The organism is Streptomyces phaeoluteigriseus (genome assembly GCF_001896135.2).
GTDB classification, from domain to species: Bacteria; Actinomycetota; Actinomycetes; order Streptomycetales; family Streptomycetaceae; genus Streptomyces; species Streptomyces phaeoluteigriseus.
On the sequence record NZ_MPOH02000048.1, the window covers coordinates 1 to 16,523 of the forward strand.

7 protein-coding genes and 5 pseudogenes are annotated in these 16,523 nt (G+C 74.8%); 9 read left to right on the plus strand and 3 right to left on the minus strand.

Translation table 11 applies throughout. The features are described from left to right. The 3 genes and pseudogenes from BM536_RS43620 to BM536_RS37850 form a co-directional block, all read right to left on the minus strand. Positions 1-396: pseudogene (locus BM536_RS43620) on the minus strand (MFS transporter); the annotation flags it as partial. Further along, a complete protein-coding gene (locus BM536_RS37845) occupies positions 393-1,319 on the minus strand; it encodes an MFS transporter (protein WP_245873999.1) in 927 nt (308 codons plus the stop codon). The gene BM536_RS37845 and the pseudogene BM536_RS43620, both read right to left, overlap by 4 nt. Before the next feature lie 33 nt (positions 1,320-1,352). After that, a complete protein-coding gene (locus tag BM536_RS37850) occupies positions 1,353-1,571 on the minus strand; it encodes an MbtH family protein (RefSeq protein WP_073497709.1) in 219 nt (72 codons plus the stop codon). Between the two features lie 191 nt (positions 1,572-1,762). Between BM536_RS37850 and BM536_RS37855 the strand changes: the two genes are divergently transcribed. The 9 genes and pseudogenes from BM536_RS37855 (at position 1,763) to BM536_RS43640 (ending at position 16,477) form a co-directional block, all read left to right on the plus strand. Further along, entirely contained in the window at positions 1,763-2,794 is a 1,032-nt protein-coding gene (locus BM536_RS37855; RefSeq protein WP_073497707.1) for a TauD/TfdA family dioxygenase, read from the plus strand. After that, positions 2,781-4,256, plus strand: a complete 1,476-nt coding sequence (locus BM536_RS43625; RefSeq protein ID WP_245874000.1) for a condensation domain-containing protein — start codon at positions 2,781-2,783, stop codon at positions 4,254-4,256. The genes BM536_RS37855 and BM536_RS43625 overlap by 14 nt, the downstream gene beginning before the upstream one ends. Before the next feature lie 26 nt (positions 4,257-4,282). Beyond that, a pseudogene (locus BM536_RS37860) lies at positions 4,283-7,264 on the plus strand (amino acid adenylation domain-containing protein); the annotation flags it as partial. A 213-nt stretch (positions 7,265-7,477) separates the two neighbouring features. Then, positions 7,478-8,587 (plus strand): annotated as a pseudogene (locus BM536_RS45145) (AMP-binding protein); the annotation flags it as partial. Between the two features lie 131 nt (positions 8,588-8,718). Continuing rightward, positions 8,719-9,264 (plus strand): phosphopantetheine-binding protein, encoded by a 546-nt coding sequence (locus BM536_RS43630; RefSeq protein ID WP_245874002.1) that lies wholly within the window; start codon positions 8,719-8,721, stop codon positions 9,262-9,264. Further along, positions 9,261-9,929, plus strand: a pseudogene (locus BM536_RS44130) (condensation domain-containing protein); the annotation flags it as partial. The gene BM536_RS43630 and the pseudogene BM536_RS44130, both read left to right, overlap by 4 nt. Positions 9,930-10,053: 124 nt before the next feature. Continuing rightward, a pseudogene (locus BM536_RS44135) lies at positions 10,054-10,215 on the plus strand (condensation domain-containing protein); the annotation flags it as partial. 80 nt (positions 10,216-10,295) lie between these two features. Beyond that, a complete protein-coding gene (locus tag BM536_RS43635; protein WP_281258626.1) occupies positions 10,296-13,952 on the plus strand; it encodes a non-ribosomal peptide synthetase in 3,657 nt (1,218 codons plus the stop codon). Then, complete coding sequence (locus BM536_RS43640) at positions 13,949-16,477, plus strand: amino acid adenylation domain-containing protein (protein ID WP_245874001.1); 2,529 nt, start codon at positions 13,949-13,951, stop codon at positions 16,475-16,477. The genes BM536_RS43635 and BM536_RS43640 overlap by 4 nt, the downstream gene beginning before the upstream one ends. Positions 16,478-16,523: the final 46 nt, after the last annotated feature.

Consider the following 16,523-nt stretch of genomic DNA (forward strand, 5'->3'; position numbering starts at 1 on the left):
GGGCGGCGGAGCCGCGGCCGGGCCCGGGGCCGGCGGGCACCGCGCCGGTGGGCCGGGCGCGGCGCGTACGGAGCGGGCGAGGGAGGCGGCGCCGGCGATCACGACCATCCAGCCCGCGAGGGCCAGCGCGGCGGTCCGCGCGCCGGCCGAGTCGAGCAGCAGGCCGCCGAGCAGCGAGCCGACCGGCAGTGCCCCGTTGGACAGGGTGCTCGTGGCCGCGAGCACCCGGCCGCGCAACGGGTCCGGGGTGATGCTCAGTTGGTAGCTGCCGAGCGCCACGTTCCACAGGGGTCCGACGAACCACATCGCGGCGTAGGCGGCGGTGAGCGTGAACGGGTCGCGGCTGAGGGCGATCACGGCCATCAGCACCGTCCAGGCCCAGTTCGCCCCGATCACCAGGGTGCCAGTCCGACCCGGCGGGCGAACCACGGCGCTGCCAGCGAGCCGAGGACGCCCCCGGCCCCCGCGAAGCCGACCATCAGGCCCACCCCCGTCGAGGACGCGCCGATGTCGGTGGCCAGCACGATGGCGACCAGGAACAGCGCCCGGAACATCAGGTTGCTGCCGGCCACCAGCAGGGTGGTGGTGCGCAGGAAGGGCTGTCGCCACAGCCACCTCAGGCCTTCGTGGACCTGCTCGCGCATGCTGCCGGTGCGGGCGGACCGCTTGGCCTCGAACTCCTTGCGGATGAACAGCAGTCCGGTCAGCGAGACCAGATAGGTCAGCGCGTCGGCCAGGAACGGGACGGCCCGGCCGAGACCGAACAGCATGCCGCCGAGCGGTGTCCCGAGCATCACGGCGGCCCGCCCCCGCGCCTCGTTGCGGGACAGGGCCAGCGAGAGCTGGCTCGGCGGTACGACGTTCGGGACGGCCGCGTGCGCGGCGAGCCCGTGGAACACCGTGAGCGCGCCCTCGGCGAAGCCCACGGCCAGCACCAGCGGCAGGCCCAGGACGTCGAGGGCGGACGCGACCGCGATGGTCGCCGCGCCGAGCGCGCGCAGTGCGTCGCACCAGATCATCAACCGTCGGCGCGGCCAGCGGTCCACCAGGGCGCCGGCCGGCAGCGGGAGCAGCAGCGCGGGCAGCAGTGTCACGAATCCCGCCAGCCCGGCGGCGAACGGCGAGCCGGTGATGGCCAAGACCAGCAGCGGGTAGGCGATGGTGGTGGCGGTCGAGCCGAGCTGGGAGACCGCCGAGCCGCCCCACAGCAGCAGGAAGTCGCGGTTGCGATGCAGCGGGACCACCGGATCGTCGGTGGCCGCGTCCGGCGGGTCCGGCGGCCGCGGGTCCGCCGACGCCCTCGTGTCGGGGCTCGTCATCTGTCACACTCCCAGTCCGGCTCGGGCCGGACGCTAGACGCGCGCCGCCTGCCCCATCTGCCGGCGCAGACTGAGCGGTCGCATGTCGGTCCAGACGGTGCCGATGTGGGCCAGGCACTCGGCCCGGGTCCCCTCGGTGCCCTCGGCGTGCCAGCCGAGCGGCAGCTCGCGGTCGGCGAGCCAGACGGAGTACTGCTCCTCGTCGTTGAGGACGACGCGGTACGTACGCTCGTCGATGTCTTCCTCGGCCACTGCGGGCCCTCCCTCGGGTGAACTGCCGCGTCACGAACCTCACGTGACGGGGGGCGGCGCCGGAGAGCCTGCCGCAACCGCCCCTGCCGGTCCCAGAGAAGGAGGCGCAGTCACCGCGGCGCCGACGCTGCCGACGTGACTGCCGGTTGTTCTCTCGGAGCGGCGACGGCCCGGCGGCGACGCTGAGGCGCATGACTGCGAACCCCTCCGTCCGGACCGCGCCGGCCGACCGCGCCCAGGAGCGCGACGCGAGTTCCGCCCTGCCCCTGACACTGTCGGCCGAGTCCCCCGGCACGCCCCTGTCCGAGTACCTGTCGGCCGCCCGGCCGCTCGTCCGCGGCCGGCTGCTCGAACACGGCGCGGTACTGCTGCGCGGTTTCGACGTCGGCGGTGTGGACGGCTTCGAGGCCGCGGTGCGGGCGGTGTCCGGCGCGCCGCTGCCCTACGCGGAGCGGTCCTCGCCACGCAGCACCATCAAGGGGCAGGTGTACACCTCGACCGACTATCCGCCGGACGAGGAGATCTTCCTCCACAACGAGAACTCCTACCAGGCGGACTGGCCGCTGACCCTGTTCTTCCACTGTGTGCAGCCGCCGGACACCCTGGGCGCCACGCCGCTCGCCGACACCCGCCGGGTGTACCGGGCGATCGACCCGTCCGTCCGGGAGGAGTTCGCCGCCCGGGGCTGGATGGTCGTGCGCAACTTCTCCGACGGTTTCGGCGTGCCGTGGCAGCAGGCCTTCGGCACGGACGACCGCGGCGAGGTCGAGGCGTACTGCGCCCGCAACGGCGTCGAGACCGAGTGGACCGCGGACGGCCTGCGGACCCGCGCGCGCCGCCGGGCGGTGCACCGCCACCCGGTGACCGGGGAGACGGTCTGGTTCAACCACCTCACCTTCTTCCACGTGACCACGCTGGCCGAGGAGGTGTGCGGCGCGCTGCGGGAGATGTACGACGACGCGCGACTGCCGACCAACACCTACTACGGCGACGGCCGGCCGATCCCGGACGAGGTCGTCGCCCACCTGCGGTCCTGCTACCGCGCCGAGCAGCGGCGCTTCGACTGGCGGCGGGACGACGTGCTCCTCGTGGACAACATGCTGTCGGCGCACGCCCGCGAGCCGTTCACCGGGCCGCGCCGGATCGCCGTGGCGATGGCCGAGCCCTTTTCGGCGGCCGCGCGGTCCGCCGCGTTCGCGGAGGTGACCGATGTCCGCCGATGACAGCGGCCTCCCGCTCTCGTTCGCCCAGGAACAGCTGTGGTTCCTCGACCAGCTCCGCTCCGGTGCCTCCACCGAGTACCTGATGTGCGAGGCGTTCCGTATCCGCGGCCCGCTCGACACGCGGGTGCTGGAGGCGGCCTTCACCGAGATCTCGGCGCGGCACGAGGTACTGCGTACCCGCTACGGCACCGCCACAGGCGCCGGGGCGCAGTTCGTGGACGAGCCCGGTCCCGTGCGGCTCGCCCGGGTGGACCTGACCGGCACGGCGCCGGCGGACCGTGAGGCGCGCGTGCGCGAACTCCACGCGGCCGAGCTGCGCACGCCGATCGACCTCCGTGACCGGGCGCCCTGGCGGCTGACCCTGGTCCGGTTCGCCGAGGAGGACGCCGCCCTGCTCGTGACGGTCCATCACATCGCCTTCGACGGCTGGTCCTGGGGCGTCCTCGCCCGGGAACTGCACGAGCTGTGCACCGCGTTCGCGGCGGGCCGGCCGTCGCAGCTCGAACCGGTACCCGTGCAGTACGCGGACTTCGCGCAGTGGCAGCGCGACACCTGGGCTGCCGCGCCCGAGCGGGCCGGGCGGCGGCGCGGCTACTGGCGGGAGCGGCTGGCGGGCCTGGAGCCGCTGGAGCTGCCCGCCGACCGCCGGCGCCCCGCGCAGTGGGACCCGGCCGGGGACAGCGTCGCGTTCACGGTGCCGGCGGAGCTGGCCGGGCGGCTGGCGGTGGTCGGCCGGGACGCGGGCGCGACCCCGTTCATGGTGCACCTGGCCGCGTTCCAGCTGCTGCTCGCGCGCTGGTCCGGCCGGACCGACGTGGCCGTCGGCGTGTCGGTCTCGGACCGCAACGAGGTCGAACTGGAGCCACTGGTCGGCCTCTTCCTCAACACCGTCGTGATGCGCACCGACCTGTCGGGCCGCTGCTCGTTCCTCGACCTGCTGGCGCGGGTCCGGGAGACCACCCTCGACGCATACGAGCACCAGGACGTGCCGTTCGGCTGGGTGGTGGCCGATCTCGCGCCCGAGCGGGACCCTTCCCGCAACCCGGTGTTCCAGGTCGGCTTCGCGCTGCACAACGCCGAGCGCCGCCCACTGCGGCTGCCCGGACTCGACGTCGCGAAGGTCGAGCCGGCCACCGACCACTCCGCCTTCGACCTGTCGCTGCACCTGTCCGAACTCCCGGACGGCTCGATGGCGGCCCGGCTGATCTTCCCCACCGCGCTGTTCGACCGCGCGCGGATCGAGCGGATGGCGGCGAGCCTGCTGCGGCTGCTGACGAGCATCGCCGAGCACCCGGACCTCCCCGCGCACGCACTGGAGACCGTCCCCGTCACGGAGCTGGCGGCCTTCGAGCGCTGGAACCGCACCGGGACCGAGCGTCCGCGGCAGTCGCTCGCCGAACTGTTCTTCGCCCAGGCCCTGGCCACCCCGGAAGCGGTGGCGTGGTGTCCGGCGAGCGGGTGACCGGCTACGCCGAGCTGGCCGACCGGGTGCGGCGTCTGGCCGGACTGCTGCGCTCGCGCGGCGTCGGCCCGGAGAGCGCGGTGGGCGTCGCGCTGCACCGCGGGACCGACCTGGTCGCCACCGTCCTCGCGGTGCTCACCGCGGGCGGGGTGTACGTGCCGCTGGCGCCGGAACACCCCGCGGAGCGGCTGGCCCACCTGGTCACCGACGCCGAAGTGACCCTGCTGGTCACCGAGGAGGCGCTTTCCGGGCGGCTGCCGGCCCACCCGAACACTCTCGTGCTCGACGCGGTCCGGCCGGGGGAGGACGAGGAGGCCCCGCTCCTCGAACCGGCGGGCGGGGTCGGCACGCAGGCCGCCTACGTGATGTACACCTCCGGTTCGACCGGCCGGCCCAAGGGCGTCGTCGTACCGGAAGCCGCGATCCGCAACCGCGTGCTCTGGTCGGTGGAGCGCTTCGGCCTCGGCCCCGGCGACCGGGTGCTGCAGAGGACCACCATCGGTTTCGACGCCGCCGTGTGGGAGTTCCTCTCCCCGTTGGTGTGCGGGGCCGCGGTGGTGACGGGCCCGCGGGACGCCCACCGCGACCCGGCGGTGATGGTCCGTGCCGTGGTCGACCACCGGGTCACCGTGCTGCAGGGCGTGCCCTCGATGCTGCGCCTGCTGCTGGAGGAGCCGGCCCTGGCCGACTGCGCCGCACTGCGCCTTCTGTGCTCGGCGGGCGAGCCGCTGCCCGCCGAACTGGCCGACCGGCTGCGCCGCGCCCTCGACGCCGAGGTGGTCAACACCTACGGCCCCACCGAGTGCGCCGTGGACTCCACCGCCTGGCACTTCGACCCGGACGAGCCCGGCGACCTGGTGCCGATCGGCCTGCCGCTGCCCAATGTGCGCACCTACGTGGTGGACGCCGAGGGCCTGCCGGTGCCCGTCGGGGTGACCGGTGAGCTGTACGTCGGCGGCATCGGGCTCGCCCGCGGGTACGCGGGCCGGGGCGACCTCACCGCGGACCGGTTCGTCCCCGACCCGGACGCGACCGTGCCCGGCGCGCGCCGGTACCGCACCGGAGACCTGGTGCGGCGCCGGGCGGACGGCGCGCTGGAGTACGTGGGACGCGTCGACGACCAGGTCAAGATCGGCGGAGTGCGGATCGAGCCCGGGGAGATCGAGGTCCTGCTGGCGGCCCACCCGTCGGTGGCCGCCGCCGCGGTGGCCGTGCACCGGTCCGCCGCGGGCGACGCGCGGCTGACCGCGTACGCGGTGCCCGCCGCGGGGGAGCGGATCGATCCGGAGGCGCTGCGCGTCCACCTGGCCGCCGCGCTGCCGGAGGCGATGCTGCCGTCCGCCTTCGTCGGACTCGCCGAGCTGCCGCTCACGCCGAACGGGAAGGTGGACCGCCGCCGGCTGCCGGCCGCCACCGAACCGGACCGGCCCGCCGCGGAGGCCCGGCAGGCCCCGCGCACCGCGGCCGAGGAGACCGTCGCCGAGCTGATGGCCGAGATCCTCGGCGTCGAGCGGGTCGGCGCGCACGACGACTTCTTCCTGCTGGGCGGCCACTCCCTGCTCGCGATCAGGCTCGTGCTGCGGCTGCGGCGCGCCTTCGGCAGCGAACTGACCGTCGGCGAGCTGTTCCAGGCGCGGACGGTGGCCGCGCTGGCCGCCCGGGTCACCGAGGCCGGCGCCGGCTCGCGGACCGCCCTGGACGGCGATCCCGACGCCGATCCGGACGCCGTCCGGCCGGCGGGCCGGGACCGCCCGCTGCCGCTCTCGTTCGGCCAGCAGCGGATGTGGTTCCTCGACCAGCTGGAGCCCGGGACGTACGAGTACGTCGTCCCGCTGGCGCTGCGGCTGACCGGACCGCTCGAGACCGGGGCGCTGCGCCACGCGCTGGACGCGCTGTCCGAACGGCACGAGGTACTGCGGACCAGGTACCGCTCCGAGGGTGGCGAGCCGGTCCAGGTCGTCGACCCCGCCGGGCCGGTGGACTTCACCCTGACCGATCTGACCGGCGCGCCCGACGCCGAGCACCGGGCCCGGGCCCTGGTCGACGGACTGGCCCGTCAACCGTTCGACCTCGAACACGGGCACCCGCTGCGGGCGAGCCTGATCCGCACCGGCCCCGAGGACCACCTCCTGGTCCTGACCCTGCACCACATCGCCTTCGACGCCTGGTCGACCAACGTCTACCTGCGCGACCTCGACCTCTCCTACCGGGCCTTCGCCGCGGGCGAGCCGTCGCCGCACGCCCCGCAGCCGGTGCGCTACGCCGACTTCGCGGTGTGGCAGCGCGAGCAGCAGCGGGCCGGCCGGCTGGACCACCAGCTCGCCTACTGGCGTGACCGCCTGGACGGCCTCACGCCCGTGGAGCTGCCCACGGACCGGGTCCGCTCGGCCGTCCGCGACGCCCGGGGCGACAACATCGTCGTCGAGGTGCCGCCGGAGGTGGCCCGGGCCGTCGCCGAACTGGCCGGCCGACACGGCGCGACCCCGTTCATGGTGATGCTCGCCGCGTTCCAGGTGCTGCTGCGGCGCTGGACCGGCCGCGACGACCTCGCGGTGGGGACCCCGGTCGCCGGACGGACCCGCCAGGAGACGGAGGACATGGTCGGGTTCTTCACCAACAACCTGGTGATCCGCAGCGACCTCGGCGGCAACCCGGTCTTCGGCGAGCTGCTGGATCAGGTCCGCGGCACGGTGCTCGACGCCTTCGCGCACCAGGACGTGCCGTTCGAGCACCTGGTCGACGCCCTGCAGCCGGAGCGGGACCTCTCCCGCAACCCGCTGTTCCAGATCATGTTCGAACACCAGCATCTGGCAGGCGTCCCCGACCGGCTCGGCGCGGTCTCCGTGGAGCCGGTCCGCGCCGGACTGGAGACCGCCAAGTTCGACCTCACCGTGACCGTCAAGGAGCGCGGCGGGCGCATGTACTGCTGGTTCGAGTACGCGACCGCGCTCTTCGACCGGGAGACCGTCGAGCGGATGGCGGGCCACTACCTGACCCTGATCGCCGGCGTCACGGCCGCCCCCGGCGCGCGGATCGGCGACCTCGACATGCTCACCGGGGACGAGCGGCACCGCGCCCTGACCGCCTGGGCCGACCCCGGGTCCGAACGGACCACCGTGCTCGACCCGGCCGAGGAACACGGACTGTGCGTACCGGAGCTGTTCGCCCGGCAGGTCAGGCGGGCCCCCGACGCGATCGCCGTGGTCTTCGGCGACCAGCAGGTCAGCTACGCCGAACTCGACGCCCGCTCCGCCCGGTTCGCCGCCCACCTGCGTTCCCTCGGGGTCACCGCCGAGACGATCGTCGGCTCCTGCCTGGAGCGCGGCGTGGAGGCGGTGGTGGTGCTGCTCGCCGTGCTGAGGGCCGGCGGCGTGTACGTGCCGTTCGACCCCGGGCACCCCGCCGAGCGGCTGCAGCTGATGCTCGCCGACGCCGGCCCGGAACTCGTGGTCACCACCCGCGCGTTCGCCGACCGGCTGACCGGCGCCCACCGGGTGGTCCTGGCCGACGCCGACGCCGACGCCGACATCGACGCCGACGCCCGGGACGAACCCGGCACGGCACCCGACGGCCCGGCGCCCGTCCCGACCCGGCCGCACAACCTCGCCTACGTCATCTACACCTCCGGCTCGACCGGCCGGCCCAAGGGCGTGATGATCGAACACCGTGCGTACGCCCACCACTGCCGGGTGATCGCCGACGCGTACGGGATCGCCCCCGGCGAACGGGTGGCACTGCTGTCCGCGCTCACCTTCGACGTGGCGATGGACCAGATCGCGGCGACCCTGGTGGCCGGCGCCACCGTCGTCGTGGCCGACCCGGTGTTCTGGACCCCGGACGAACTGCCCGCCCGGCTCGCCGAGCACGGCGTCACCGTCCTGGAGATCACCCCGTCCTACTACCGGGCCGTCCTGGAGTCGCCCCACCTGTCCCTGCTGGACTCACTGAAGCTGATGAACGTCGGCAGCGACGTGGTCACCGGCCTGGACGCGCGGCGCTGGACCGAAACCGGCCTGCCCGCCCGCTTCCTGTGCAACTACGGGCCGACCGAGGCCACCGTCACCTGCCTGCTGCATCCCGTCCCCGAGACCCCCGCGGAGGGCGACGCGGCGGGCGCCCTGCCGCTCGGCCGGCCCGTCCCCGGCACCCGGGCCTACATCCTCGACGCGGACCTGCGGCCCGTCCCCGTCGGAGTCCCCGGCGAGCTGTACCTCGGCGCGTCCGGCTGGCCCGCGGCTACCACCGGCGACCGGACCTCACCGCGGAGCGGTTCGTCCCCGACCCCTTCGCCACCGAGCCCGGCCGGCGCCTCTACCGCACCGGCGACCTGACCCGCCACCGGCCGGACGGCACCATCGAGTTCCTCGGCCGGATCGACCACCAGGTCAAGGTCCGCGGCCTGCGCATCGAACTCGGCGAGATCGAGGCGGCGCTCGCCCGGCACCCCGCCCTCCAGGAGGCGGTGGTCACCGCCCCGCGGACCGCCCCGGGCGAACGCCGGCTCGCCGCCTACCTGGTGGCGCGCCCCGACAGCCCGATGCCCGGCGTGGCCGAACTGCGCGGACACCTGGGCGCGCTCCTGCCCGAGTACATGATCCCCTCCGTATGGGTGCCGCTCGACGCGTTCCCGCTGACGGCCAGCAAGAAGATCGACCGCAACGCCCTGCCGGACGCCTCGGCCGCACTGGCCGGCGGCGCCCGCGAGCACCTCGCCCCGCGAGACCCCGCCGAGCAGGCCGTCGCCGCGATCTGGTCCGAGGTCCTGGGCCTGGAGCGGATCGGCGCCCAGGACGACTTCTTCGCCCTGGGCGGGCACTCGCTGCTGGCCACCCGGGTACTGGCCCGGCTCCGCGAGACGTTCGCCGTCGAGCTGCCCCTGCGCCTGCTGTTCGAGGCCACCACCGTGGCCCGGCTCTCCGAGGCGGTGTCCGAGGCCGTGGAGGCCGACGTCGCCGCGCTCTCCGACCAGGAAGTGGCGGGCCTGCTCGCCGAGGAAGGCCTGCGATGACCGACACCAGGGACCGCGCGCAACTGCGGCAGGAACTGCTCCGCCGGCGCCTCGCCGGGCGGGCCGCCCCCGCCCCGGCGGAGGGCATCGGCCGCGCCCCGCGCGGCGGCCCGCTCCCGCTCTCCTTCGCCCAGCGCCGCCTGTGGATCCTCGACCGGCTCCAGCCCGGCGGCACCGAGTACCTGATGACCGTGGCGCTCAGGCTGCGCGGCCCGCTCGACCGGGCCGCGCTGCGCACCGCGCTGGACGGCATCCTCCACCGGCACGAGGTGCTGCGGACCCGCTACCCGGTGGTCGACGGAGAGCCCGTGCAGATCGTCGACGAGCCGGGGAGCGTCCCCCTCGACGAGGAGGACCTCGGCGCCCTCGACCGGACGGCCGCGGACGCCCGGATCGCCGCCCTGGCCACCGGCGCGCGCAGGCCGGTCGACCTCGCCGAGGGCCCGGTGTTCTCCACCGTGCTGGCCCGGCTGGCACCACAGGAGCACGCCCTCCTGCTCACCGTCCACCACATCGCCTGCGACGGGCGGTCCGAGGACGTCCTGGTCCGCGAACTCGCGGAACGCTACGAGGACGCGGTCGCCGGGCGGCCGACCCGCTCGCCGGAACCACCCGTGCAGTACGCCGACTTCGCGCTCTGGCAGCGCGAACGGCTCTCCGGCGCGGCGCTGCGCCGCCCGCTGGACCACTGGCGCGAACGCCTGGCCGGCCTGCCGCCCCTGGAGCTGCCCACCGACCGCCCCCCGTCCCGCCGTACGCGACTCGGCGGGCGGGGTGGCGCCGCTCGCCGTGCCGGCCGACACCGCCCGGCGGCTGACCACGCTCGCGCGCGAGCACGGCGCCACCCCCTTCATGGCGCTGCTGGCCGCGCACGCCGTCCTGCTCGGCCGCTGGAGCGGCCGGCGCGACGTCGCCGTGGGCTTCCCGGTGGCAGGGCGCGACCGCTCACAACTCGAGGACCTGGTCGGCCTCTTCCTCAACACGCTGGTGCTGCGGGTCGACCTGTCCGGGGCGCCGTCTTCGCGGACCTGGTGCGGCAGGTCCGCGAACGCGCCCTCGACGCCTACGCCCACCAGGAGATTCCCTTCGAGCGGCTCGTCGAGGAGCTGGCACCGGAGCGGGACCCGTCCCGCACGCCACTGTTCTCCTCCATGCTGCTGTGGCAGGACGCGGCCGGCTCGCCGGCGCCGGCGGCGATGGGCCCCCTGACGGCCGAGCGGCTGCCGGTGGGCGAGAGCACCGCCAAGTTCGACCTCACCGTGGGCCTCACCGAGCAGTCGGACGGCTCGCTGTCCGGCGGCGTCAACTACGCCTCGGCGCTGTTCGATCCGGCGACGGCCGAGCGGTTCGCCGCGCAGTTCACCCACCTGCTGGAGAGCGCGACCGTCTCGCCCGACACCCCGGTGGACGAACTGGAGATCCTGCCCGCGGCGGAGCGCCACCGTCAGCTCGTCGACTGGAACGCGACCGGCCGGGACTACCCGGCCGGCACCCTCCCGCTGCTGTTCGAGACCCAGGCGGCCCGCACCCCCGACGCCGACGCGGTGCGCTTCGAGGGCGCCGCCCTCAGCTACCGGGACCTGGACGAGCGGGCCGACCTGCTCGCCCGCCACCTGCGGACGCTCGGCGTCGGACCCGAGTCCGTGGTCGGCGTCTGCCTGCACCGGGGCACCGACCTCGTGGTGGCGCTGCTGGCGGTGCTCAAGGCAGGCGGCGCCTACCTGCCGCTCGACCCGGACTACCCGGCCGACCGGCTCGCCTTCATGCTGGAGGACTCCGGCGCCCTGGCCGTGGTCACCGACCCCCGACTCGCCCCCCTGGTGCGCGACCGCGCGCCGCACCTGGTCGACATCACCGCCGACCCGCCCCGCGGCCGTGCCCACGACCCGCTCGTCGCGGCGGCCCCCGAACACCCGGCGTACCTGATCTACACGTCGGGCTCCACCGGCCGCCCCAAGGGCGTACTGATCGAGCACCGCGCCATCGTCAACCGGCTGCACTGGATGCAGGAGGCCTACGGGCTCGGCGCCGACGACCGGGTGCTGCAGAAGACGCCCTACGGCTTCGACGTCTCGGTGTGGGAGTTCTTCTGGCCGCTGAGCACCGGCGCGACGCTGGTGCTCGCCCGCCCCGGCGGCCACCGCGACCCGGCCCACCTGGCCGAGCTGATCGGCACCGAGGCGATCACCACCGTCCACTTCGTACCGTCGATGCTGCGGGCCTTCCTCGCCGAGCCGCTGCCGGCCCTGCCCTCGCTGCGCCGCATGGTGTGCAGCGGTGAGGCGCTCCCCGCCGACCTGGTCACCGCCGTGCACGAGCGGATCGGCTGCGAGCTGCACAACCTGTACGGACCGACCGAGGCCGCCGTGGACGTCACCGCGACCCGGTGCGAGCCGGGCCTGCCCGTCACCATCGGCCGCCCGATCGCCAACACCCGCACCTACATCCTGGACGCCTCCCTGCGGCCGGTGCCGATCGGGGTGCCCGGCGAACTCCTGCTCGGCGGCGTCCAGCTGGCCCGCGGCTACCTGAACCGTCCGACGCTCACCGCCGACCGCTTCGTACCCGACCCCTTCGCCACCGAGCCCGGCGGGCGGCTGTACCGCACCGGCGACCTGGCCCGGTACCGCGCGGACGGCGCGATCGAGTACCTCGGCCGGCTCGACCACCAGGTGAAGATCCGCGGCCAGCGGGTCGAACTCGGCGAGATCGAGGCGGTGCTGACCGAGGCCCCCGGCGTCGCCGCCGCGGCCGTCGCCGTGCACGACGAACAGCTCGTGGGATACCTGGTGCCGCCCTCGGCCGACGTCGAGGCGGCCCGCGAGCACCTGCGCGGACGGCTCCCGGAACACATGCGGCCCGTGCACTGGACCCTGTTGGAGACGCTGCCCCTGACGCCCAGCGGCAAGACCGACCGTACGGCGCTGCCGGCACCCGACCGGACGCGCTCGGACCTGGTCGGCGAGTTCACCGCCCCGGGCACGGCGATCGAGCGGACCCTCGCCGACGCCTTCGCCACGGCCCTCGGCGTCGACAAGGTCGGGGTGCACGACGGCTTCTTCCAGCTCGGCGGGGACTCCATGCGCGCCATCCGGGCCGTCGGAGCACTGCGCGACCAGGGGCTGACCCTCACCGTGCAGGACGTCTTCGCCCGGCAGACCGTCGCCGAGCTGGCCCCGCTGGCGGCAGCCGGACCGGCGGCCGAGCCGCAGGAGACCACCCTGGCCGGCCGTTTCGAACTGCTGGCCCCCGGCGACCGGGACCGGCTCCCGGAGCGGCTCGTCGACGCCTACCCCATGGGCGAGGTCCAGGCGGGCATGGTCTACGAGATGCTCGCCGACCCCGAGCGCAACACCTACCAGAACGTCAGCACCTTCCAGATCCTGGACGACGGCCCGTTCTCCGCAGAGGCGTTCACCGGCGCGGTACGCCTGCTGATCGAGCGGCACGAGATCCTCCGCACCTCCTTCGACCTCACCGGGTACTCCGAACCGCTCCAGCTCGTGCACGCCGCGGACGGCCTGGAGGCGGAGGTCGGCGTCACCGACCTGCGCGGCCTGCCGACCGAGGAGCAGCGGGCGCGGGTGCGGGACTTCCGCGCCGAGGCCCAGCGCACCCCGTTCGACGTCGGCCGCGCCCCGCTTCTGCGCTACCACGCCCACCTGGTGGGCGACCGGGAGTGGCTGCTGACGCACGTCGAGTGCCACGCCATCCTGGACGGCTGGAGCCACCACTCGGTCATCGGCGAGCTGCGAACCCTCTACCGCGAACTGTCCCGAGGCACCGCGGCCCCGACCGCGCCCCCCGCCGCGGGTCCGCTACGCCGACTTCGTCCGGCTCGAGAAGCAGGCCCTGGCCTCGCCGGCGGACCGGGAGTTCTGGCAGGAGCGGATCACCGGCCACGAGCGGCTCCGGCTGCCGCCGACAGCGCCTTAGCCGAGAGGGACTCGCCGGCCCCCGAGGTACGGCTGCCCTGGTCGCACCTGGAGCCGCGGCTGCGCAGGCTCGCCGCCGACACCCGGACGTCACTCAAGAGCGTCCTGTACACCGCTCACCTGAAGGTGCTGGGCCTGATCAGCGGCCAGCACCGGTTCTTCGCCGGCGCCGTCACCAACGGCCGGCCCGAACTGCCGGGCGGCGACCGGGTGCGCGGCATGTACCTCAACACGGTGCCGTTCGCCGTCGACCTGCGGGCGCCGAGCTGGCGCGAGCTGGTGCGGTCGGTGTTCGCCGAGGAGCTGGCCCTGTGGCCGCACCGGCGCTATCCGTTGCCCGCGATGCAGCGCGCATGGGGCGGCGGCGAACCGCTCGTCGAGGTGGTCTTCGCCTACCTCGACTTCCACGTGCTCGACGAGCGGCGCGCGGACATCGGCACGGTCGACGACCACAGCCCGAACGAGTTCACCTTCGACGTGTGGACCTTCCCCGGCGAGCTGCGCATGACCTGCCGGCCCGGCTGGGCCGGCCAGGAGCGGCTGGCGGCGATCGGCGACGCCTTCCTGGCCGTCCTCACCGCGATGGCCGACGACGCCGACGCGGACCCGCGTGGCTTCCGCGCGCCCGGCCTCGACCGGGCGGACGAGACGCCGACCACCACCTGCCCGCTGCCCGAGGTCTGCGTGCCCGAGCTGCTCGCCACCCGCGTCGCCCGACGGCGACCGCGCTGGAGGACGGGCGGCGGCGAATGACCTACCGGGAACTGGACGCCCGTTCCAACCAGCTGGCCCACCTGCTGCGCGGGCTCGGCACCGGCCCGGAGAAGCCGGTCGCGCTCTGCCTGGACCGTGGCATCGAGGCGGTGGTGGCCATGCTCGCCGTCCTCAAGGCCGGCGGGTACTACGTGCCGCTCGACCCCGGCTACCCGGACGCGCGCATCCGCTACGTCCTGGACGACGTCGGTGCCGGGGTGGTCCTGTGCCGCCCGCAGGACACCGCCCGCCTGGCCGGGTTCGCCGGACTCCGCAGCGTCCCTCTGGACGCCGCATCGGCCGTCCTCGACGGACTGCCCGAGACCCCCGTCGAGGCGGGCACGGTCCCCGACAACCTGGCGTACGTCACCTACACCTCGGGATCCACCGGCCGGCCCAAGGGCGTGCAGGTCACGCACCGGGGGATCGTCCGGCTGGTGCACGACGCGAACTACGCCGACCTCGACCCGGACCAGGTGCTGCTGCTGCACGCCCCGCTCGCCTTCGACGCGTCCACGCTGGAGGTGTGGGGAGCGCTGGCCAACGGCGCCCGGCTCGCCGTCTGCCCGCCGGGCGCGACCACGGCCGACGAGCTGGCCGAGGTGGTCCGCCGGCACGGCGTGACGGTGCTGTGGCTCACCGCCGGCCTGTTCCAGCACATGGTGGAGACCTGCCCGGAGGTGCTGGCCGACGTACGGCAGGTGCTCGCCGGCGGCGACGCGCTCTCGCCCTCGCACGTGCGCGACGCCCTGGCGCACGGCGTGGCGCTGACCAACGGCTACGGCCCCACGGAGTGCACCACCTTCAGCACCGCGCTGCGCGGGGTGACCGAGGCCGACGCCGACCGCGGGGTGCCGATCGGCACGCCGATCACCGACACCCGGGTACTGGTGGTCGACGAGGACCTGGACCCGGTGCCGACGGGGGTGCCCGGCGAACTCCTGGTCGGCGGCCCCGGCCTCGCCCGCGGCTACCTGGGCCGCCCCGACCTGACCGCGGACCGCTTCGTGCCGGATCCCGCCGGGACCGTCCCCGGGGCGCGCCTCTACCGGACCGGGGACATCACCCGCCGCGACGCCGACGGCACGCTCTCCTTCATCGGCCGGCGCGACCGCCAGGTGAAGATCCGCGGTCACCGGGTGGAGCCGGCCGAGGTGGAGGCCGCGCTCGGCGGCCTCCCGTCCGTCCGGGCGGCGGCGGCCGCCGTACATCCGGGACCGGACGGCCACAAGCGGCTGGTCGGCTATGTCGTCCTTGAAGCAGGGCACGGTCCGCTGGACGTCGCGACGCTGCGCGAGCAACTCCGGCGGCAGGTGCCCGACTACCTGGTGCCCGGCGCGTGGGCGGAGCTGGCCGCACTCCCGCTCACCGCCAACGGGAAGATCGACCGGGCCGCGCTGCCCATGCCCGCCGGGCCCGCCGCGACGTCGGCGCACACGCCCCCGCGCACACCCGCCGAGCGGGCCGTGGCCGAGGTCTGGGGCGAGGTGCTCGGCGTGGAGAGGGTCGGTGCCGACGACGACTTCCACGTCCTCGGCGGGCACTCGCTGGCCGTCCTGCGGATCATCGCCCTGCTGCGCGAGCGGCACGGCATCGAGCTGACCGTCCGTTCGTTCCTGGAGCACCCCACCGTGGCCGGGCTCGCCGCGGCCGCCGAGGCCGGCGCACCGGCGGCCCGGTCACTGGTCTGGCTGCGGCGCGAGGGCACCCGGCCGCCGCTGTTCTGCGTGCACCCCGGGGGCGGCAGCGCCCACTGGTACCGCCCGCTGGTGCGGTACCTCGACCCCGACCAGCCGGTCGCGGCCTTCGCCTGGCCCGGCCTGCAGGCCGAGCACGGCCCCGTCCCCTCGACCGAACGGATGGCGGAGCGCTACCTGGCCGAGTTGCGGGCCGAGACACCGCACGGCCCGTACCGGTTGTTCGGCTGGTGCGGCGGCAGCGGCATCGCGAGCGAGATGGCGCACCGGCTCACGGCCGAGGGCGAGGAGGTCACCTTCATCCTGCTCGATCCGGGGCTGGACAACCACGAGCGGATCGAGCTGTGGCGGGAGTACTGGCTGATCGAGAGCTGTGTGGCGAAGCTGACGGAGCTGGCTGCCGCGCCGCCCGAGCAGGACACCGCGGCGCTGCGTGCGGAGGCCCTGGCTCTGCTCGAACACCTGGTGGACGACGTCGACCCGGAGGTGGGGATAACGCTGCCCGAGCACGGCGCCGGCGAGGTCTGGCTGCCCTCCGCGAAGATGTGGCGCGAGGTCATGGAGATGTGCCTGGCCTACCGGCACCGCCCGTACGCGGGCCGGCTGCACCTGATCGCCAGCGACGAACTGGCCGACGGTGAGCACGAGGTGGCCTCCGGGCAGTCGTTCCCCGACTACCTCGCCCGCTGGCAGCGGCTCACCGAGGACGTGACGCTGCACCGGATCCCCGGCGACCACTTCGGCGTGATGAAGCCGCCGCACCTCGGCCGGCTCGCCGAGGCCGTCACCGGCATCCTCGACGGCGGCGACGCGGAGGGCACCGGCTGACACCGCGGCGGATGGCACGGCCGGGAGGGCGGGGGCGCGTTGAGCG